Source organism: Solibacillus sp. R5-41, from assembly GCF_002736105.1.
In the GTDB taxonomy this organism is placed as follows: Bacteria; Bacillota; Bacilli; order Bacillales_A; family Planococcaceae; genus Solibacillus.
Map to the genome: position 1 here is coordinate 3,464,411 of NZ_CP024123.1, position 21,963 is coordinate 3,486,373.

A 21,963-nucleotide genomic window follows, 5' to 3' on the forward strand; every position below is an offset into this window, starting at 1 on the left:
AAAATTGAATTTATTATTTGGGTACTTAAACAAAAAAGTGAGTGTACAAAAAAAACACCATTTTCAACATTGCTGAAAATGGCGGATTTTTAAACTATTTTTTGTATGATAAAAGCACTCCAGTGAAAACTGGAATGTCACTTTATCGTGATTCTCTCGGTGCTACACATTCTTCACAATTTCTTTGATTATTACTTTTAAATTTCGTAAACGTTTTTTCGAAATTTTGGCCACATGAGCATTTAAATAATAACTTTTGCGAAAATCCATGATACTCAGTAGAAAGCAATTTACTCTCTGAATTTTTTGCTACAAACTCACGGATCTTGTCAATCGTCCATTTTTTATTCATATTCAAACATCCTTCCAATTAGGCTTAACAATTCCTAATCTATCTAAGTGCTCTATTATAGCATTTTTTTGATTCTTGTTGTAGTTGGGCGGTCGGAAATGTTTCCGATTTTCATGTGAGGGTATTTTTATAGTTATCTAATACTGATTACAATCAATTACACCGAGGCATAATTGATATAATTTTGTGCATTCAAATTTTCTTTTTATTGTAAGACACTTTCCTTTGTTTAAATCTCCATAGGTGGGAATTATATTCCTTATTTTATATAGATTAACCGTTCCACAATACCTGTTATATGTTTTGCAAAATTTCAAGTAAACAATGTTCAGCAAAAAAAGCACCTTTTTTTTTAATAATTTCGATATCACCATATTTTTCTGGATAATCAGCAATTTCCCCATGTAGTGGCGCAAAGCTTCGATCTGCTAAATACATCATGCTGACATCAAGTAATGAATCTCCGGCTGCGTAATGTTTGTCGTAGTTCGTATGATTTTTTAAATAGGCTACCGCAGCGCCCTTCGTTATTTCTTGCGGCACCACATAAAACTTGCGACCTTGCAAATAACAAGACCAGCCACAAGCATTCAACTTGCTCTTTAAGTGCTGAATTTCGGCCAAATCCACTTGCGCTAAGTTAACGTAATAAACAAAAAACAGTTCATCTACTTGCTGATGGTGCAGAAAATAAGGGGCTGCTAATTCATGCTGAAAATGCTGTTGGATTTGTTTGATTGGCAATTGTATATTTTCCATCACCTGTTGAATATGCTGCTCCCATCGCTCATCCACTTGTCCATTGCGCAAAATAATACCACCATTTGCGACAACAGCTACTTCTGGTATAATATCCTGTTGAAACAATGAAATACGTTCAAATTGTTCCCGAGAACGCGTTGTTACAGGAACAAATTGCAGTGTATGATGAATTTCCGTAAGCCGCTCCTTAATCGTTTCCGTTACATAGGAAATGGATTGGTCGTCTAGCATTTCAATACAGATGCGCTCTGATTCATCTTTTGCAATTGTTCGATTAGAAAAAATAAGTGTTCGGTCCAAATCTGCCGTAAATAATTTCATTTATCTCAACTCCTTAATAAGCCCACAGCATGAATAAATCATATTCGAATAGGGCTCTATCGGCACACCGTGTTCCTTCGCTAGCATATATATATGGGACAAATCTTGCTCCGAGGTCGGATTCACAAGAATTTTCCATGGAACACGACGCAATAGCACACGCGTCGTTTCACCAACACCTGGCTTAATAAAATTACGATTTGTAATAGCAAATTGCTGTTGAATTTGTTCCACACAGTGAATCCCTTTCCAACTAGGCGCTGACTCTACTTTTTGCTCTTTTACTTCCACCTGTACTTTTTCAACGAGCTCCATGTTTAAAGATTGATTAATTGCATCAATATAAGCAGTTGATACATCGACATCTTGTAGCTCTTTATAATACTTAGCACCGTGAAAATCGTTCGCCTTTATTAACGTCTTATTGAAAACGGTGCGACTAACGAGCCCAGATACAGTTGAATTTAAGCACGCCGATGGAATTAAAAAATCATCCCGAGTTCCGTAAAGTTTAACGCAATGTCCCGGATCAGCTAATACAGCTAACTCAGCGTCTAACTGCTTTTGACTCGTTTCATTCCACTTCGTAATCGACTGTTCCAACTCGATTGTAATGGCACCTTTCCCTGTCCAACCATCGATAAATTGAACATTTCCATGTGGGTGCTTTGTCGTAATATAATGAAGTGCCGCGTTATCGATCCCTCGACCACACAAAATGGAAATCGAGTAATGTGGGACATCCACTTCATAGGCAAACTGCACGTAACGTTTCATTAATATCCCAATCGGTGTACCCGCACGCGCTAAACTAACGAGCACTAAATTATCCAAACCGCGTAACATAATCACTTTCTCACTTAATAATGCTACACATCGAGCAATTTTACCGGAATATCTTTCTAGCATTTGTTCATACAGTTGCATATATTGCTCATTTGGCTGGAATTCAATAGGTAACATTTCAGAATAATGAGCTAAACCTGATTGAATTTTCTTTTCTCGGTCTTCCGTATTTACTTCAACATGTAAATGACTAATGTCGCGCAGCAAAAAAATAACGTCATTTTCATCATAGCTCCCCATTTTATCTGGTTCATAAATTTGCATAGGAATCGCCTCCTACTACGACAATCTGTACATTTTTTGCAAGTCGTTGTAATTGTTTAACGACCATCAATAGTGCTTCCTCATCTAAAATGCGTTCGAAAATGAGAAAAATATCATCATACTGTTCTGGTCTGATATTGTATAAATAATTCGGTACACCTGGATATTCGGGACTTTTAAACAACATTTTATGATAAATGAGTGAATCTTCATGCGCATAAATAGGACTGCGGGTCGTTGAATGATAAAATACATTTCCATCTAATTGAGCTGCAATATACATAGGGGTATACATGAACTCCCCAGTACCTAAAACTAGACATTTTTCGCCCGTCCGCATTGAATTTAAATTTTCAATGACGAAATTCAATCGCTCATAATAGGCTACTTGCTGTTTAGCGTTTAATGCAAAACGCCCACTTCCCTTATAATAATTCGCCTGATGGATGCCATTTTGCTCATCCAATGTGCGGTGTTTGACTAAGTCATTTTGTAACGTTTGTTCCAACGAAAATACCTGTTCATCCTCATCCACAACTACTTTTGGATACTCGACTCTTTGTGCCTCGGGTAGTTCCCCAGTTGTCTTTATCGTAATATCCCCTTGCATAAGGGCTACCGAATGGATTTCGATATTCAGTTCATTCGCTAAATCGGCGAATGCTTGCTTATGTACATCATTTCGCCAATCTAAAATCGCTACGAGTGTGTAAACCTTAATATGTGGATACGCTGTATGTATTTGCTTAATTATATTTCGATTTGTTTTGCCCGTCGTCATTTCATCATCAACGAGTACAACCTCGGATTCTCCATCAAAAAAAGTAGGGTCTGCATATAAACGATGGCTCGACGCATGTGAATGTTCTTCTTCAAATGTAATGATCGGTGTGCAGTCAACAAGCTGTTCACGCGTCGTATGAATATAGCGTGCATCACCGGTAAACGCTTCAAAAAAGGCATGACCTAAAGCCGTAGCCGTTTCTGCAAAGCCAATAATTGTGAGTGGTTTTTTTGATTCAATCGGCTGTGTTCGAACTTCCTGTAATGTTTGTTGTAATTTTTCATGCTGTTTAAGCGCATAAATAATTGTCGCTGTCGTTTCTTGTTGTTGATGCTGACGGGTTTCAAGGAAATAATGCGCTAATAAATAACCTGTTAAAATCGGAATTTGTGGTGCTACAGCTAAATGTTTCCCGAGCACCTTACTTACAAATAAGAAGCTTCGATTTTTATTTATACGCAATGCCATATCAAAAAAATGCGACGGTTCAAATTCGTAACGGTTGGCTGTAATATTAACTTCAGCCGTTAATTTATTTAACAAATTATATACACTCATCGGGAAACCTTCCTTTGCAATTAGTCCTCGTAGTTAAATTGTGGATTCAATACGCAATTCGCTTCTGCATGCCTCAATATTCGTGTTGCCCACATTTTATGTGGTTTCATTTCATTCATTTTATTGCCATACTAAATATGTGTTAAGCAATCTCTAATAAATTAAATATCATAAAAAGGGGAATGACATAAAATTGTCTTCCCCAAGTTAAAAAGCTATAAATTCTTCATTACACCATGTTGCTAATATTCCTATCCTTTACAAAAAAATTCGTTAAATCCTTTTGTTTTAGGCATTTAAACCATAAGTATTTACAAGTGCCGCTAAGCCACCTTGATAGCCTGATCCAACCGCATTGAACTTCCACTCATTACCATTACGATACAATTCGCAAAAAACAACGGCTGTTTCAATTGAGAAATCTTCCCCTAAATCAAAACGTAAAATTTCTGTACCTAAATCTTCGTCAACTATGCGAACAAATGCATTCGTTACTTGTCCAAAGTTTTGACGGCGATTTTCAGCATCATGAATTGTGACAGTAATCGCGATGCGATGTACATCAGACGCAATTTTATTTAAATGGACTTTGATTTTCTCATCATCGCCGTCCCCTTCACCTGTCAAATTATCACCCGTATGCTCTACAGAACCATCGATACTTACTAAGTTATTATAAAAAACGAAGTCTAAATCTTGACGGCACTTCCCTTGATCATTTAATAGAAATACCGAAGCATCTAAATCAAATGCAGCGCCTCCATCAAAATTTTTCACATCCCAACCTAAACCAACGATAATATTTTGTAGTGCTGGATTGCCTTTTGTTAAATCAATTCGTTGGCCTTTGCTTAATTGAATTGCCATGTGAAATTCCCCCTATTTCTTTATATATGATTCAATTACTCCGTGGCGTAATTGCGTCCAGATTTTTTTCGAGCATGCTCGAAAACTCCTCTAAAAAATCTGTGACATCCGCCAGGGCGTTAACTTGCTTCTGCTGAAGCAGTTAACCAATTTGCAAGCCAAAATCATTACATAATGCCGCTAATCCGCCTTGATAACCAGATCCGATTGCAGCAAATTTCCATTCACCATTGTGGCGGTATAATTCTCCAACAACGAGCGCTGTTTCGATCGAGAAATCTTCCCCTAAATCATATCGGATTAACTCTCCTGAATCGTTGAATACACGAATAAATGCATTTGAAACCATACCAAAGTTTTGACCGCGACTTTCACCGTCATGAATGGTAACGGCAAATGTTACTTTCTCAATGTTGGCTGGAACTGCCTGTAAATCTACATATACTACCTCATCATCACCTGTTCCAGCTCCTGTTAAATTGTCACCTGAATGGACAACCGAACCATTACCACCTGTAGTATTATTGTAAAAGACAAAGCCTTCTGCGCCTGTCACTTTTCCATTTCCTTCTAATAAGAAAATCGATGAATCAAGGTCGAAATCCTTTCCACCATCGTATTTATTTGTATCCCAACCTAAACCAACACTTACCTTTGTTAACCCTGGATTTGACTTTGTTAAATCTACTTTTTGACCTTTTGATAATGAAACTACCATGTTCAATTCACTCCTCAATTATGATTGATATTTTCTAACTACTTCACCGATTGAATTATCTTGTGTACCTGTACCTAGTGCAGCGAATTTCCATTCATTTTCATGTCGGTAAATTTCGCCAGTAATTAATGTTGTTTGATCAGAATAATTATCAGTTAAATTATATTTTAATAACTCTTCATTCGTTGTCACATTCACAACACGAATAAATGCATTTTGTATCATACCAAAATGTTGTTTACGTTGTGCCGCTTCATAAATATTAACAACGAAAACTAAGCGATTATAATCCGCTGGGACAGACTTTAACTCAACAACAACTTGTTCGTCATCACCTTCACCAGCACCAGTTAAGTTATCTCCTGAATGGACAACTGCACCGTTTGCACCTTTTAAATTCCCAAAATAGATGACATCCTCTTTAGCCGCTAAACGGTCACCTTTCAAGAGAATAACGGAAGAGTCGCAGTCAACATTTGCCCCTTTAGAACCACCACTACCACCAAATAATCCGCCGAATAAACCACCGCTTGACTTTTGTTGGACAGGATCCCATCCTAAACCAACTCTAATTTTATTTAATCCTGTATTACCTTTTGTTAAATCAACTCGTTGACCCTTTTGTAAGTTAATCGACATACTAACTCCTCCTAGCAACTATATTATTCAACCTATTATTCACTTTATGTTTTTTGACATAATAATACAAATTTTACTGCCCGTTATTTTAACTTTTTCGAAATACGACGGAACATTGTTTTTAAATCTAATTTTCGATCTGTTGCATCTTTTGCTAATGATGCGTTTAACGTTTTGGCAAGTGTTTCATCAAAACTAATTTTCTCAAGACGATGTGTATTGAGCAGATGTCCTGTAATAAAATGTTCAATACTACGTGAGCCACCAGGACTACAAATTATGACATCAAATCCAAGCATACTTGCAAATAATAATAGCACAGCATCTTGACGTTGCATTTGCCCACTTGCTTCTTCTTTAAAAATAAGAATCGTTGGGTTTAAATAACTATAGTCAAATTGTTGATACAAGCGAATGATTTCGTCAGGGATTAGCATGAGTTGCCCAAATAAATATTGCGCATGCTCCACTTTTGATTGTTGTGGTAGCGGCTGAACATAGTCATTTTCGATAAAGCGAATCATTGTATTCGCAATATTCCGCTGTGCACCGAGAGGCATGTTTTTACACGGCCATATCGACAGTTGCATTATTTTTTCCACATCCAACTGTCCATTAGTGCTCGCATCACGCATATGAAACTGCATATTACTCTTTTGCAATGGCAGCAGCGGGAAACTAGTAGCGGTATAGGTCATTTCCTGCTCATGTAGCTTACGTATTTTACGTGTATAATCCGTCTGATCAAGTGATAGCCCTTCCACTTTCGCAAATAACACAGGCAAATAGATGACGCCATCCTCTTCCTCAAAACCATCACGTAAATATAAGTGGGCATCCGACAAAATAAATAATTCATCGTATGTTGTATTTAATATTCGTGTTCGTGTTTCATACTCTGCGTATTTCCACGGGTAGTTCAATGCCGAATTATTATACAAATGCTCACTTACTTGCTCTGAAGCTCGTGATGTAACCGTTTGCACACGCATCGGCTTGTCAAATGGGAAATCAAATAGCGTACCTTTATTTGCTAGCACTTCAGTTGGAATAGTCGTAAGCCCAAATGGTTCAAATATATTTTCACCATCTGGCTCAAATACGACGAGGTCACAGCCAAATAAATATAAGAAGTATAAGAAATACACTTCACTTTCTTTCGCAGGGCCATACCATAGTACGCGTGGCATCGAAGACTCAAATGGCGCTTGCTTTAGCCATAAAGGAAAGAAATGATTGGACCATTTCACAAAATCTAAAAAGATCCGCTGCAACTGATTGCTAATTAAACCTGGATAGCGAATTTGTATAAGCTCTAACCAACTTTGTAATGTATTCACAAAATGATTTCGGTACGGTGTATTCATCAGTGGTAATAATTGTTTTCCTGCAAAAAACGCCATGAAACGATTAATCGAAATTGGATTTTCTCGATGCATTTGCAAAATATTCACAATCTCAGTCCGCATCTGGGGATCAATTACTTTCGGCATATTATGAAAAAGTAGCGTCCAACCAATTTCTTTATTCGTTAACGTGTACAAATATTCCTGCATGTCATATTCACTATCATCAATACCTAATAATTGCTTTGCGACACGTGAATATTGTAATTCTCCACTCGTTTCCAAATAAATTGGCCTAGTATGTAATTTTGTCGAAATGATTTCTTCCCACGTTTTTGTATTGTCTACGAAATCATGTGGTTTAAATCGTATCATTCCCTCACTCCAGTCTACTAATCGTTAAACATTTTTGAGCTTCTTATTAATATACGTTTAAAGTAGAAGTTTAGTTTCATTTATCATAGCAAATTTTCGAGCTTTTCCAAAACATGTGCATGAATTAACCAATCGTTTTGTTTTACTTAGCACAAAATCATTCAAAGGCTCTAAGAAAAATGACCACAAAACGTTGAATCGCTTTGTGGTCATTTTTATTTACAATTTAAATTTACGAGCTCTTTCGTTTAAATTTTCCGCCATTTCCGCTAGGTTGACGGCACTATTTGTAATTTCATCCATTGAACTAGCTGCTTGTTGAATTGTTGCAGACGTTTCTTCAATACCTGCTGCAGATTGCTCTGAAACAGCTGCAATTTCATCGACAGATTTATTAATTGTTACTGTATTATGCACGACGTCCTCAAGCTTCTCAGACATATCTTCAATACGATTCGACATAGCGTAAACTGCTTCAGCGATATGTGTGAATGTTGCACTAGTAGAAGCAATTTGCGTTGTGCCTTTCGCTACTTCCTCGTAGCCATTTTCTAAAGAAGTTGTCACTAATACAGAGTCTTTTTGAATTTTTTGCACAATGGTTGTAATATCTTCTACTGAAACAGAAACTTGCTCTGCCAGTTTACGTACCTCGTCTGCAACTACCGCAAACCCTTTACCGTGCTCACCCGCGCGTGCCGCTTCAATGGCCGCATTAAGTGCCAATAAATTCGTTTGAGCGGCAATATCATGAATCACAGAAACTAATTTTGAAATTTGCTGTGTTTGTTTACTTAATTCATCTACGTTTACAACCGCATCTTTCACAATAAGGTCAATTGTCATCATTTGGTTCGTAGAGGCCTCCATTAAGCCTCTACCTTCTTTAGTCAAGTTCATTACTTCGTGTGAATAGCGATTGACCTCATCACTACTAGCATTTACATCCGTCACTTTTGTTGTGAACTCTGTCATCGTTGTTGCAACATCGGATGCATTACTTGCTTGGACTTCTGTACCGCTTGCAATTTCGGTAACCGTATCCACAATTTGTTCTGTACCTGTTTTCACTTCCGTTGCAGATTGCTTCAGTTCTTCACTATGTGCAGCAACATCATTGGATACCGTTTGAATATGCTTTAATAAGCTATTCATTGTTGCTGTCATATTATTTGTTGCCTCGGTTAGTTGGCCAACTTCATCTTTAGAGCTAACTGCAAGCGCAGGCTCACTAAAGTCACCTTCAGCAATTCGTTGCATACGCTTTGTAACGACAATAATAGGTTTTGAAATAAATCTCGCACTAATGATAGCCGTAAAAATGGCAACAATGACAATCACAATGCCGACGATCATATTTGTAATCTGATTTTTTTCATTATCTTTTATCATACTTTCACCAGAAGCATTAATGATTTGTTTTCGATGTTCTGCTAGGTTTACAAAACCCTCACGAATTTCAGTTGCCTTTGCATCCATCGCCACTAAATTTTGAGTCGCCAACTCTTTATCCCCTCGGTCGTACACATCAAATACTTCTTTTTGAACATAGTTACTCCACTCTTTCGCCATTTCAGCGTATTTGTTGAATTCCCCTGATTTTGTAATAGCTAATCGGATTTTCTCGTTTTTAAGTGCTAGTTCATTATTATCGGCATAAATATCTTTATATTTTTCTTCTCCCGATAATACATAATCTCTTGCAGCAGCGATACGTAAACCAATTGAAGAGGCTAATTCATAATCTACAGTTAATAACTGTAATTCTTCTTTAACAATTTTTACAGTAGCTTGATTGCTTTGCTCCGATGTATACATACCAAATCCAATATATAAGCAGATCACCGCTACCACCAAACTAAAAGCAAAAATAATTCTTGCACTAATGGTCTTGAAATTAAACACTTTATCTCTCCTTATTTCTTCACTATTCTAATAATGCGGAAAATCCTGCTTTTATAACTACTTTTAGTAGTTTCTCTATTTAGGTCTAATTAATATTCCTCAATATAACTAATTTACCATTTTAATTTTCTGTTAGGATAAATATAAAAATTTAGCCACATATAAATTAATAAATGCAAGAATTTATTGCATTTCACAGCAAATTTTTGATTTTCTCTTCTAAGATTATCTTTTTTAGTTCTTAAGTAAACAATTAAATTAAAAGTAGGATAATACTTTAGACCTACAAATATACTCAAGAAAACTATTCATTTGTTTGTTACTCTGTGTAAGAAATTATTAACGCAAATAGGATTATTTTGCTTGAAACTAGTTATTTTTCTATTCCAACTTTCAAAGCTCAATTCCCCCTCGAATATTCTTAAGAATTTTCATGTTATAGTATTAAAAAGGAAAAAATCATTGTACATGAATTTGTACATACATAATATCCACGTTGTATTACCTGAATTTTCAGTATATAATTCACAGAGGGGGAGATGAATTTATATGAGGAAATACTTAAAGGAATTTGGAACTTTTCCAGACGTCACTGTCATGTTATTGATTTTATTAGTTTGCGCTGCTTTGACCGTTCCGCATATGCTCCATCTTTGGACGTGGGTTGCATTAGGTGCCGGTATGCTGACGTATGCAACGAGTGAATATATGGTCCATCGGTTTTTATTTCACATTAAAAAGCCGGAAAATCCGTTTATGCTGAAGATGATTAAACGGTTGCATTATGACCATCATGTTGATCCAGACAATTTGAAACTATTATTTTTGCCGTTATGGTTCAGTATTCCAGGGTTCGTTATTTATAGCCTGATTGTTTTCCTACTAACAGGAAGCAAAAGTCTGACGGTTGCATTTGCAACGGGCTTGGTAGCTTACTTCCTTTATTATGAATGGAAGCATTATATTGCACATCGACCTATCCAACCTCGGACGAATTTGGGGAAAAACATTAAAAAACACCATCTCCTGCATCATTTTAAAAATGAAAATTACTGGTACGGCGTCACGCATACATCGTTCGATAAAACATTAGGCACATTTAAAGAGAGCAAAGATGTTGCAAAGAGCCAAACCGCGCGTAATTTGGAAAATCGGGTTTAAGAACGATTATCGTTTTCTTTAATAGAATCTGGTTTCATTTCAATTAGTTTTGACATCTTCTTTCAATACTTATTGGGATAATATGTTTCCAACATTCTTCATTTGTTGTAGTAGATTGTATTTGCACCATAGATAAGCCTTTATGAATTGTGTTTATTCACACTCATCATATATGGTTTTTCTATGTTTTTTTTGTTTATAGACTTTTCCCTTAAATTTTTTAATAGCTACATAATTATTATTGAAAAAGGAGCACTCTTGTAGATATAACATCTTAAGGGTATTTGGGAAGAAGTATACGTATTTATTTTTGTAACAGCAAAAAAATCACCTCCCTTTTGTACCGGGAGATGACTCATGTTCATTTGCGTTATTTGAATGTAGGCTTTCTTCCAAACTCTATAATTACTATTATTTCTTTTTAATAGTAATGATCCAAGCAGCTTCTCCTACCTGCTCATACTCCGTAACTTCATGCCCCTCTTCAGCTGCCCAACGAGGAATGGATTCTGTTCCTTGTGTACAATCAAATTGCACTTCAAGTTCGTCACCTGAACTTAAATCTTTAATTGCATCCTTTGCTTCTATTAAAGGGAATGGACAAACCATCCCCATGACTTCTAGTGTCTTTTTCATATTGAACGCCCCTTTTATAATGTTGTCGCTACCTGTACAGCTTGCTTTGCTTTTTTACGCGGACGAACAAATACAAAATAGGAAGCCGTCCATGTACCTAGTATTGTGAATACTAATGAAATCCAACCTTGCCAGGTCATCATTGCTGTCATCACTAAACTGTTACCAATTGAGCATCCTCCAGCTAATCCAGCACCAAAGCCCATCATCAGTCCCCCACTAAAGCTGCTTATGGCTGTTTTCGCATCCGGCATACGGAATCGGAATTCGCCGCTCATTTTAGCTGCAAAAAATGAGCCTAAGAAAATACCAAGTACAAGGAAAACGCCCCAGTTAATGAAGCTTATTTCACCTGTCACTAAAAATTGCAAAATGTTTGCAGAAGGTGTTGTAATTCCTAATCCACCAATACGACCAGTAGCAACACTTAATGGCCATGCTAATGTTGCAATGACCCCAATGATTGCGGCTGTTGCAAATGGATTCCAACGTTTTTCAAATAAAACATGTGCTAATCCCGATTTTTTTGGCTTTAAGCCTGGAATTTTCAAACGTGGCTTTTTTAACTCACGGTACATAATAATTGAAACAATAGCTACAAAAATGGCAATGACTATCCAGTTATTTATACGAAATGTCTCGGCAATTGAATTAGTTTCAATACGTGTTTCTTTAATAGCTGTATCCAGTGGTAGCAATACACCTGACTTTATCATAGCTGCTACAAGCATGTAACCAGCTAATGCAATCCAACTACCAAGTAATCCTTCTCCCGCACGATACCAAGTACCTGTTGCACAACCTCCAGCAAAAATAATGCCAAGCCCGAAAATAAAAGAACCTACAATCACCGCGACGATTGGTAAAGACCCTGCACTAAATTCAAATACCCCCAAGCTGATTAATGAATACACACCTACACTTTGAATCGCAATTGCAATAAGTAGTGCATAAAATATTCGATTATTTTTCAATAAATACATATCACGAAAACCACCAGTTAAACAAAAGCGCCCTCGTTGCATTACAAATCCAAGTAATGCCCCACAAATTAATCCCGAAATAATCATTTGAATCAATAATTCACACCTTTCTTATTTCTTAGTATTCTTATCTGTTATAATACCACCTAACTTACTCTGAATTCAACTGTTTTTTAAAAATATTCTAAAAATTCGTAAAAATTATTTTTACGCATGTGCGTTCATTTATTAAATGGAGATGAAATAACAGTCATCCTCATAACTGACTTGCCATTGAGACTGATCCGTCTACATAGTAGATAAACATTGAGATGCCGTTTAGGTTATTAATTCGTATGATGAATGCAAAAAACTACATTCAATTAAGAATGTAGTTTTACAAACGAGCCTATAATTTTCTTACGCAGCTTTGGTAATAATCATACAGTTATTCAATAGATGAACTTAACAATAGCGGGATCGCTTCTTCCAACACTATTACCTCTAGTTTGCCTATTCATCTAATTAAATCTTTTTTTAAATAGTAATGCTTATGATCTCGTCCTACGTTATCTAAACTTCCAAATACTTTATATCCGTTTTTCTCATAAAAACCTAACGCTTGAAAACTTAAAGTATCTACCTTTATAAAATCACATTCTTTTTCTACAGCGATTTTCTCGATTTCCAATAATAATTTTGTTCCAAATCCCGATTCTCGTATTTCTTCATCTATTATCAAGATGTTAATTTCCAACCAATCCCAACACACTTCAGCAAGTAATCCACCACGGGCATTGCCGTTCTCATCTTTAATAGATAAGTGAATTTCTTCGTATCTGCCTCTTAAGTCTACTGGAAAATGCTTTAAATTAAATTGATAAAGCGCATCTTCAATGTTTCGTTTAGCCTGTTTATTTAGTTCTTTTTCAATATAGAAACTCATATTCCATTTCTCCCTTTGGATAATCAACTCAGCACAAATAAATATTATTTCTGGAACTCTGTATTTAACAAACCGTATATCAACATATCTTTACATTCCCCGGTAACACTGTGACATTCATACTGTCTTAAACAGCCTTCTTCTTTAAAATTGAATTTTTCTAGTATTTCCGTGGAAGCAACATTTTCGGCACAAACAAAAGCTTGGATTCTTACTAAACCTAATTGATCAAATCCTAATGACAAAACTTCTCGTATTGCTTCAGACATAATTCCACGGCGCCAATAACTTTCTGATAATTCATAGCCAACTTCAGCTCTTTTGCCTTCAAATTCACTTAAAAAAATTGTTCCAATAATTTCATCTGTTACTTTGTCAGCAATTGCAAAACGAATAATCCATCCCTTTTCATAGCCTTTGTTCCATAAATCAATTACTTCATAACTTCTTTCTAACGTCTCTGGTCCATTCCAATCAAGATAACGATATACATTTTCATTTGAATAATATTTCTTTAAAGACGCGGCATCTTCCTTTTTTAATTTTCTTAATCGTATTTGATTTGTTTCAATTGTTGGAAACTCTTTAATTTTTTCTGCAAAATTCAATTTTAAACCTCCTCAATAAATCTATAAATTCATTCATTTTTTACAATAAGTGTTTTAAGAGTTAATTCGATTATATGTGACTTTCATTACGTTAAAAAACCTCATACTTACTTCATAAAAGAAAATAAGCCAATGCGGTATATAAAACCACATTGACTTATTTCAAATATTCGTTCGTTTTCTTTTTTCTTTTAGTACAATCCTTTCAATACTCTTTGATGACAAATAATATGTTTCAGCCAATGTAGCAATATCCATTCCCGATAAATAAGCGTTATAAATCATTGCATTCCTTAAATCCAACTCTCTTTTTGTAGCAGTTTTGGATCCCCAACTTTTTTTATTATCTTCTCTTCGCGGGATATAAATATATTCACCATCAACATAATTTTGTATTAACTCTACCAACTCAGCTGGTAAAATGCTCCTTGCTCTTTTATAGCTCATTTTTGCACTCCTAAATTTTCATATTTCTTTTAGGAAGAGCAAAGGCTATTTTTATTTTTTTATGCAATAGCCTTTGCTATGCAAAAATAATCTTCCTTCTCATACAATCATGCCCCCTTGTATTTTCACTTATTTACTTACATTTCCATTTTAAATGTAATTACCCTTTTATTCACTACGAAAATATTCTTTTTTATTATTAAGTGTAAAAATCTTGTTTAAATATCCAATTTAACACACTATTTTAATTGACCCAAAAATGAAATGTTTGAATTTTCTCAAATTTCCGATATATGAGAATAGCGTGATAAAATGAATCATAAATAATTCCAAAAAAAGGATAAGGTGATTTATGAAGTTGATAACGGAAAGTAAAGAGCAAACTATATTTGATCATGTTGGAAATAAAATAGTAACGGATAGAGAGATTGACATTATCACTAGATTTGAAGAACCATTGATCGTGATTTTAGGAAATGTTTTAAGTAACGATGAATGCTATGAACTAATTCGTTTATCAAAGGACAAATTGCAACGTTCAAAAATCGGGTCTACACGTGAAGTAAATGAACTGAGAACAAGTAGTAGTATGTTTTTTGAAGAAAGTGAAAATGAAATTATTGCTACAATTGAAAAAAGAATCTCATCTATTATGAATATTCCCATAGAACACGGAGAAGGTATTCAAATCCTTCAGTATACCCCTGGTCAAGAGTATAAGGCTCATTATGATTTCTTTTCATCAACAAGTAAATTAGCAAATAATAATAGAATTAGTACGCTCGTTATGTACTTAAATGATGTAGAACAAGGTGGAGAAACTTTTTTCCCTAAGCTAAATTTGTCCGTAACGCCGCATAAGGGTATGGCGGTTTATTTTGAGTATTTTTATAACGACGAAAACTTAAACGAATTAACATTACACGGTGGCGCACCCGTTATAAATGGTGAAAAGTGGGTTGCAACGCAATGGATGAGAAAACAAAGAGTTAGATAAAAAATGAATAGTGCCAGGCACATGAATATTTAATGAGCGAGCGAAATCAAATTCAATTAGATCTTAGATCGCTCGTTTTTTTATTTACTGTTAAATGTACTAGCAGTAATTTATTTAAACATCAATAATGCCCATATGATACAATCGATTAATAATTTTTTAACATAGAAACATATAAAGGAGGAACTCTACTTTGAAAAACGTACCTTTTGTTGCCTCGTGGAGCGGCGGGAAAGATTCAGCTCTAGCCTATTATCGAGCACTGCAATTAGGGATGATTCCGAAAAAAGTATTAACAATGTTTGAGGATGAAGTGGAAATTTCTAAGTCACATGCTCTTCCTCTTAACGTTGTGCAAGCACAGGTGAATCGATTGGGCGTCCCCCTATTTATCAAACACGCTAGCTGGAACACTTATGAAGTACAATTTATCGATGCAATGGATACATTTCGAGCGGAAGGCATTACGCACGGTGTGTTCGGAGATATTGATTTGGAAGACCATTTAAACTGGGTCCAAACAACCTGTGCGAAATCGGATATTGTAGCAGTTCATCCATTGTGGAATATGCCACGGCGTTCTGTGGTAGAAGAACTGTTGGAAGCTGGGTTTGAGTCTTGGATTATTGTAGTGAATACAACGATGATGCCCGCTTCGTATGTTGGGAAACGATTGACAAAAGAATTAATGGAGGAACTAGAAGTAGCAGGTATTGATTCATGTGGCGAGAACGGTGAATTTCACACAATTGTCGTAGATGGTCCTATTTTCTCCAAGCGTGTTCCTATCTCCATTTCTGCACCAATAGAAAGAGGTAATTATGTGTTCTCACCTGTTTCATTGGAAGAGGAATCCTAAATCTAGTGAAAAATACATCAAGTTGAAATTTGAAAGACGTTTTAGTCGCTAATGGTTTTGGCAAGATTCTGCTCATTAATATGGATATTTGGAGTAATACTTAAAAGATTATTCCAGTGGGTGTATATTTAGCTGTGTTATTAATTGTCATCAAATAAATGTTTAACATTATATCAAAATAAGCCCGAACCTATTTCAGTTCGGGCTTCCCATTTTATTTTACTTCTACCTGCCCCATCATCCCGTTTTCTTCGTGTTCAAGAATGTGACAGTGAAACATATAAATTCCTTTGTTATTGAACTTAACAGCTAACTTGAATGTTTCTCCAGCATCAATTGCGACAGTATCTTTCCATCCTTGTTCGCTCACTGGTGGTTCTTGGCCATCGATTGATACGATTTTAAACTGTGTCCCGTGAATATGGAATGGATGCGTCATGCCACCCATCATATCTGGCTTATTGTAAATTTCCCATATTTCCGTTTCACCTTGTTTTTGCGTAAAATCGATTCGATTCATATCAAATTGCTTATTATTAATCGTTACCATGTTGTCCATCCCGAAAAGTTCAAGCTTCTTAGAAACTGGTAAATTTCTTTCTTCATTTGTGACACTATAGTCATTCAAATTAGTTGGAATGTCACTTGGGTTGCTTGATTTTTGTTCATCAATATTAAATGGTAATAAGATTGCGCCATTTTCATTTAGGAGTGCAATTTCACTATTTGCATCATATTTCGAAAAATCAACGATAATTTCAGCTCGTTCACCTGGTGTTAAGGTAATTTCACGCAACTTATTCGGTTCATTAATGAGACCCCCGTCCGTTGCAATTTGTTGAAATGCATCACCAGTATTCAATTGATACGTGTAATTCCGTGCATTAGATCCATTTACTAAACGTAAACGTACCTTTTCTTTACCAACTGTGAGCTTCGGATTGATTGTGCCATTTATTAATAGCGTATCACCAATTGTCCCGTCATCATTCATCGCAAATTTGTAATTTAATTGTCTGTTGTCATCGAACTGCTTATCCTGAAAAATTAACGGAAAATCATTGATGCCATATTCATTTGGTAAGTGGAGTGTTTTCGACTGCTCATCCTCCACATAAATCAATCCTGCTAAACCTTGATAAACTTGCGCTGCTGTTGATCCTTCAGGATGTGGATGAAACCATAATGTAGCCGCGCCTTGATTCACTGTAAATTTGACATCCTTCGATTCACCAGGATTTACATAATTATGTGGACCACCATCGCCTATACCAGGAATTTCAACACCATGCCAATGAAATGTTGTTTTTTCATCCAATTCATTCTTTGTTCTAAACGTAATTTTTTCTCCTTCGTTTACTTGAATGACAGGCCCCAAGAATGATCCATTATAGCCCAATGTTTTCGTTTGAATGCCATCAAAAATTTCCGTTTCACCACTTTGAGCGGTGATTGTATAGATATTTTCCTTGTTATTTTGGGGTTTCAGTAATGGTGGGAGAGCCAGCTCATTTTCACCCGATGAATCATTTAGCGCGAGTGGATTCGTGTGGCTCATATGACCGTTCTCCATCTCGCCGTTTGTCTTCTGAATTTCTTCATCGGACATATTACTATGGTCCATTGTGTCAGTCGAGCCTGAATCACCCGCACTACAAGCTCCCATAATTGCTGCACTAAGCAATATTCCAGTAATCAATATAGTTGATTTCATCATTTTTCCTCCTCATGATTCTTTACATTTAAAATGTAACAAATAAATATGAAGAATTTATGGAGATGAAAACTCATTATTACCAATATGTTATTGTATCCAATATCCCGATGACCATAAGTACAACGCCTGCAACTTTTTGAATTACCCTTCCTAGCTTCATACTCTTTTTCATGATGTGCCCTCTTACACCAAAATACCAAATTAGCCATAAAATGATGAGCAACGGTAAAGACGTCATGACGCCAAATATTGCAGGTAACACAATACCATAAGAAGTGGCGATGACAGTTGGCATTAGCCATACAAAAAATAGCACAAACATTGTTGGACAAAATGCCATAGCAAAGCCAGCTCCAAGTAAAAAGGAACCGATTTTTCCTTTCTTTAAAACCATTGGTATATGGCTTGAAATACTGTCTAGAAAACGCAACTTTAGCATTCCAAGTAGGATTAGACCTGTCAAGATTAATAGCGGTCCCATTGCTTTGCGGAATATCGGGAAATATTCTATCAGCTTTGTCTCAAATGACTGCCCGAAAATCCATGCGAGCGACCCAATAGACACATAGACAACAACTTTTCCGGACATAAAAGCAATAATTTCTCTCCAGTTATTATCCATTTGTATGGCGCGATTTCCGAATAAAGTTATGGCACTCATATTACCTGTCAGCTGACAAGGTGCCAATGCGCCAATTAATCCGAGTAAAATCGCAATAATAATTGGCGAATGCTCATACGAGTGTAAAAATGTAGAAACGGGTCCACTGATGGTTTGACTTATTTGGAACAGCCAACTATACATGTAAAAACCACCTTTCAGCATTCAATATTATTTATGCTTTAACGCCATTTATACCCTATTCCCCACACGGTTTTAAGAAATTCATCGATGGGAAACCTAGCATTTCGTAGTTTTTCTCTTAGATTACGAATATGTGAATCTACTGTCCTTACATCTGTATACGTATCAAATGCCCAGCCACTTTCCATGAGTTCTTCGCGTGTAAAAGTTTTTGCCGGCCTAGAAATTAGTGCCTTTATAATCAAAAATTCCTTTAATGTAAGTTGGACAACTAAACCTTTGTAATTTAAAGCATATGCGTCTGTATCTAAAGAAAAATCATGATCCAATATTTGTTCTTTAGCTGATGCAACTTGAGTAACTCGGCGAAGGAGTGCATTGACTCTTGCTACCAGTTCCCCTTCATCAAAAGGCTTGGTCACATAGTCATCTGCACCTGTATTCAAGCCTTTCACTAATTCAAATTTATCTGATCTCGCTGTTAGCAATATTATCGGTACATTTGAAAATTCACGAATAGCTTTACAAACCTCCCAGCCATTCATTTCTGGCATCATCACATCTAGCAAAACAAGATCAATTTTTGTTTTCTGTAGTGTTTCAAGTGCCTTCTTACCTCTCGTTACTTTTATACATTTATATCCAAGTGGTTGGAGAAATAGCGCAACTAAATCTAACATTCTCTGCTCATCATCTACTAATAAAATCGTTTGCATGTAAACCCCCAATCCTCCCGTTAAATGGTAATTGTAAAGGTGCTCCCCTCGCCGTGCTTACTTTTGACTTCAATTGTACCGCCATGCGCTTCAACAAGCTCTTTCACAACAGAAAGCCCAATGCCTGAACCACCAAAAGCACGTGATCGTGATTTCTCGACACGGTATAACTTTTCAAATATAAAGTCAATCTCCTTAGCAGGGATGCCTATACCCGAATCCTTTACTGAAATAATGGTTTTTTCTTCATTTTGACTGACGTGCAGAATAACCTCAGACTGTTCATCTGAATAGTTCAACGCATTGTCCAATAAATTGATAACAATTTGCTCGAGCCGTAATGCATCTGCAAAAAGTTGATACTCCCCCTCACAGTGCAATCTCAGCTTAATATTTTTCAAAGAAAACGAAGGCTCGACAAGCTTATGTATGTCTTCAAAAAATGGACATGCAGCAAAAAATGCTTTCTTTACAGTAAAGGAATTCTCGTCCATCCTAGCCAATTCTAATAAGTTTTTCACTAGTTCTTTCATTCGGTTTGACTCTTCAACAATAATTTCAAGATACTGTACACGCTCTTGTTCCGTCAAATCGCCCCTCGACACTACTTTTGAATAGCCAATTAAATAGGTCAAAGGCGTACTTAATTCATGGGAAATTGAAGCAAGGAATTCATTTCGTTCTGATTTTAAGCGTTCGAGATCATTAGCCAATTTCTGAATGGAACCCGCCAATTCCCCTAATTCGTCTTTACTATTAACTGTAAGACGGACATGAAAATCGCCCTCACTTAATTTTTCAGTTGCCTCTTTCATACGGATTAATGGTCTTGTAATGACGTTGGACAACACAGCGTAAACAATAAATAGCACAATAAAGCTTGTCACACCGGCTATGCCAAAATGCATCGTCAAATCTTCGACCATCCCATTAATGGCAGCCGTACTAAAAAACATGATTACATAGCCGGATTGCCCGGTATTTACTTTGTATGGATGGGCACTCACAATATAGGGAGAATCTCGCCAATTCGAAACTAAGATTTTGTCTTCTTCCGTATGTAAGCCTGTTAGAATTGGATTTAATTGTTCGATATGCGTAACATTTATATCCGATTTACCTAATATCGCGCCCTGTTGATCGGTAATGATAACTTCCCGATTAGCATCCCTTTCCATTAAGACGATATGCTTGATTGTCACATCAGAATAATGTTCCATTAACACATCTCTGTGATTAGCGCCATTGGCTAACAGTGTCGACAATTCTTCGTCTACTTTCGAATTGATAATATTTCGATGCAAATAAAACATTAAGAATATATCCATAATGAGCACAACAAGAAAAAAATAAGTGGCTAATTTTGTCGATATTTTATTCACCCTACTGTTAGCTCCTCCCTTTACCTAATCTAAATATGATTATATCGAATAATTATGGAAAACATATGCAGATGCGTTGATACACGACAAATAAGATGGACTATAAAAACTGTCCATCTTTCTTCAAAATGATTTGTATACAAGTTCTCACAATATCAATTATTTTCCGACAACCGACCAAGTGGGCCTTCCTCATCAATAATGTCTTGTAAATCATACAACGAGATCGGAAACATCGGGAATCCAAAAACGTATGGGGTAATATCATACAACTGAAAATAAATAACGAGCGTTTTATCTGCAACATAAAAGTCCTGATCCGGTTTGATTACTGTAAAAGGACTAATTAGCTCGATATTTCGCTGTTTAATTTGTTGATGGATAAGTGCCGAAATCCTTTCAATATAATTACTGTTAGGTTTAAACAAATCCTCTAACGTACAAATCTTTTGCTTCAACATGTCAAATGTTAAAGACTTGATATAGGTCATACCATGCGCAGCACGATTGTGGTACGTATAATTCGTTTGCGTTAAGCTTAGCACTTGCCTTTGGTTATTTTTAATTTCATAAAATCCCAACATTTCCTCTACAGTTGAAGGCATGTTTCCAATTTGTTCATTCATCAGCTTTTTCGTTTGTTCAACAATGGCATGGTTCACCTTCATTTGCCATTGCGGTTGATGTAAGTGCTCTACTTGAGGATAAAGGACAATTTGTTTTGCACCATTACTAACATAAAATGTGCTTATGCTTACAGGCACCATATGAAACATAGGCGAACACCCCCTATTGAATTAGTTTATTGTATTCAACTAATTCGGGGATGTGTACAGAATTAATTTCCCACAGGGATAAAAATAGGGATATTGCCCAAGAGTTCAACTCCAGTTCTGTATCCCTCACTATTTAATCGTTCATTAACCTTTCCAATCACTCAGAACTCATACCATCTTCCTTCTCATACTATAACTTCATCTCACATGATAC

Annotated in this window: 22 protein-coding genes; 3 read left to right on the plus strand and 19 right to left on the minus strand. The window is 36.0% G+C overall.

The window, feature by feature from the left end:
- Positions 1–142 precede the first annotated feature (142 nt).
- The 9 genes from CSE16_RS17185 to CSE16_RS17225 form a co-directional block, all read right to left on the minus strand.
- Positions 143–352: a hypothetical protein gene (locus CSE16_RS17185; protein WP_099425021.1), complete on the minus strand. Its 210-nt coding sequence runs from the start codon at positions 350–352 to the stop codon at positions 143–145.
- 294 nt (positions 353–646) lie between these two features.
- A complete protein-coding gene (locus tag CSE16_RS17190; RefSeq protein ID WP_099425022.1) occupies positions 647–1,435 on the minus strand; it encodes an HAD family hydrolase in 789 nt (262 codons plus the stop codon).
- The gene (locus CSE16_RS17195; protein ID WP_099425023.1) at positions 1,436–2,545 is read right to left on the minus strand and encodes a cysteine protease StiP family protein; all 1,110 of its coding nucleotides are present in this window, start codon (positions 2,543–2,545) and stop codon (positions 1,436–1,438) included.
- Entirely contained in the window at positions 2,532–3,887 is a 1,356-nt protein-coding gene (locus tag CSE16_RS17200) for a phosphoribosyltransferase family protein (RefSeq protein ID WP_099425024.1), read from the minus strand. The genes CSE16_RS17195 and CSE16_RS17200 overlap by 14 nt, the downstream gene beginning before the upstream one ends.
- A gap of 288 nt (positions 3,888–4,175) precedes the next feature.
- Positions 4,176–4,754 carry a TerD family protein gene (locus CSE16_RS17205; RefSeq protein WP_099425025.1) on the minus strand — a complete coding sequence of 193 codons (579 nt, stop codon included), beginning with the start codon at positions 4,752–4,754 and terminating at the stop codon, positions 4,176–4,178.
- A gap of 142 nt (positions 4,755–4,896) precedes the next feature.
- Entirely contained in the window at positions 4,897–5,472 is a 576-nt protein-coding gene (locus CSE16_RS17210; protein ID WP_099425026.1) for a TerD family protein, read from the minus strand.
- A gap of 18 nt (positions 5,473–5,490) precedes the next feature.
- Entirely contained in the window at positions 5,491–6,111 is a 621-nt protein-coding gene (locus CSE16_RS17215; protein WP_099425027.1) for a TerD family protein, read from the minus strand.
- An 83-nt stretch (positions 6,112–6,194) separates the two neighbouring features.
- On the minus strand, positions 6,195–7,832 hold the full coding sequence (locus tag CSE16_RS17220; RefSeq protein WP_099425028.1) for a YceG family protein: 1,638 nt from the start codon (positions 7,830–7,832) through the stop codon (positions 6,195–6,197).
- A 219-nt stretch (positions 7,833–8,051) separates the two neighbouring features.
- On the minus strand, positions 8,052–9,737 hold the full coding sequence (locus CSE16_RS17225) for a methyl-accepting chemotaxis protein (RefSeq protein WP_253896108.1): 1,686 nt from the start codon (positions 9,735–9,737) through the stop codon (positions 8,052–8,054).
- Between the two features lie 549 nt (positions 9,738–10,286).
- On the opposite strand from CSE16_RS17225, the gene CSE16_RS17230 reads away from it, so the two are divergent.
- A complete protein-coding gene (locus CSE16_RS17230) occupies positions 10,287–10,898 on the plus strand; it encodes a sterol desaturase family protein (protein ID WP_099425029.1) in 612 nt (203 codons plus the stop codon).
- A 411-nt stretch (positions 10,899–11,309) separates the two neighbouring features.
- Here CSE16_RS17230 and CSE16_RS17235 read toward each other — a convergent pair whose 3' ends face one another.
- The 5 genes from CSE16_RS17235 to CSE16_RS17255 form a co-directional block, all read right to left on the minus strand.
- Positions 11,310–11,534, minus strand: a complete 225-nt coding sequence (locus CSE16_RS17235; protein WP_099425030.1) for a sulfurtransferase TusA family protein — start codon at positions 11,532–11,534, stop codon at positions 11,310–11,312.
- Between the two features lie 14 nt (positions 11,535–11,548).
- Positions 11,549–12,604, minus strand: a complete 1,056-nt coding sequence (locus CSE16_RS17240; RefSeq protein WP_099425868.1) for a YeeE/YedE family protein — start codon at positions 12,602–12,604, stop codon at positions 11,549–11,551.
- A gap of 409 nt (positions 12,605–13,013) precedes the next feature.
- Positions 13,014–13,442 carry a GNAT family N-acetyltransferase gene (locus CSE16_RS17245; RefSeq protein ID WP_099425031.1) on the minus strand — a complete coding sequence of 143 codons (429 nt, stop codon included), beginning with the start codon at positions 13,440–13,442 and terminating at the stop codon, positions 13,014–13,016.
- A gap of 44 nt (positions 13,443–13,486) precedes the next feature.
- A complete protein-coding gene (locus tag CSE16_RS17250; protein WP_099425032.1) occupies positions 13,487–14,050 on the minus strand; it encodes a GNAT family N-acetyltransferase in 564 nt (187 codons plus the stop codon).
- A gap of 162 nt (positions 14,051–14,212) precedes the next feature.
- Complete coding sequence (locus CSE16_RS17255) at positions 14,213–14,497, minus strand: CD3324 family protein (protein ID WP_099425033.1); 285 nt, start codon at positions 14,495–14,497, stop codon at positions 14,213–14,215.
- A gap of 352 nt (positions 14,498–14,849) precedes the next feature.
- Between CSE16_RS17255 and CSE16_RS17260 the strand changes: the two genes are divergently transcribed.
- Positions 14,850–15,494, plus strand: coding sequence for a 2OG-Fe(II) oxygenase (locus CSE16_RS17260; RefSeq protein ID WP_099425034.1), 645 nt, complete (start codon positions 14,850–14,852; stop codon positions 15,492–15,494).
- A 193-nt stretch (positions 15,495–15,687) separates the two neighbouring features.
- A complete protein-coding gene (locus tag CSE16_RS17265) occupies positions 15,688–16,353 on the plus strand; it encodes a Dph6-related ATP pyrophosphatase (RefSeq protein WP_099425035.1) in 666 nt (221 codons plus the stop codon).
- 214 nt (positions 16,354–16,567) lie between these two features.
- Here the strand turns inward: CSE16_RS17265 and CSE16_RS17270 are convergent, their stop codons facing one another.
- The 5 genes from CSE16_RS17270 to CSE16_RS17290 all read right to left on the minus strand — a co-directional run bounded on the left by CSE16_RS17270 (position 16,568) and on the right by CSE16_RS17290 (position 21,749).
- Positions 16,568–18,067 carry a multicopper oxidase family protein gene (locus CSE16_RS17270; RefSeq protein WP_099425036.1) on the minus strand — a complete coding sequence of 500 codons (1,500 nt, stop codon included), beginning with the start codon at positions 18,065–18,067 and terminating at the stop codon, positions 16,568–16,570.
- A 79-nt stretch (positions 18,068–18,146) separates the two neighbouring features.
- Positions 18,147–18,875 carry an urease accessory protein UreH domain-containing protein gene (locus tag CSE16_RS17275; RefSeq protein WP_099425037.1) on the minus strand — a complete coding sequence of 243 codons (729 nt, stop codon included), beginning with the start codon at positions 18,873–18,875 and terminating at the stop codon, positions 18,147–18,149.
- Between the two features lie 38 nt (positions 18,876–18,913).
- Positions 18,914–19,591 carry a response regulator transcription factor gene (locus CSE16_RS17280; protein WP_099425038.1) on the minus strand — a complete coding sequence of 226 codons (678 nt, stop codon included), beginning with the start codon at positions 19,589–19,591 and terminating at the stop codon, positions 18,914–18,916.
- 20 nt (positions 19,592–19,611) lie between these two features.
- On the minus strand, positions 19,612–20,973 hold the full coding sequence (locus CSE16_RS17285) for a sensor histidine kinase (protein ID WP_099425039.1): 1,362 nt from the start codon (positions 20,971–20,973) through the stop codon (positions 19,612–19,614).
- Between the two features lie 155 nt (positions 20,974–21,128).
- Positions 21,129–21,749, minus strand: a complete 621-nt coding sequence (locus tag CSE16_RS17290) for a DUF3298 and DUF4163 domain-containing protein (RefSeq protein ID WP_099425040.1) — start codon at positions 21,747–21,749, stop codon at positions 21,129–21,131.
- Between the last annotated feature and the right edge of the window lie 214 nt (positions 21,750–21,963).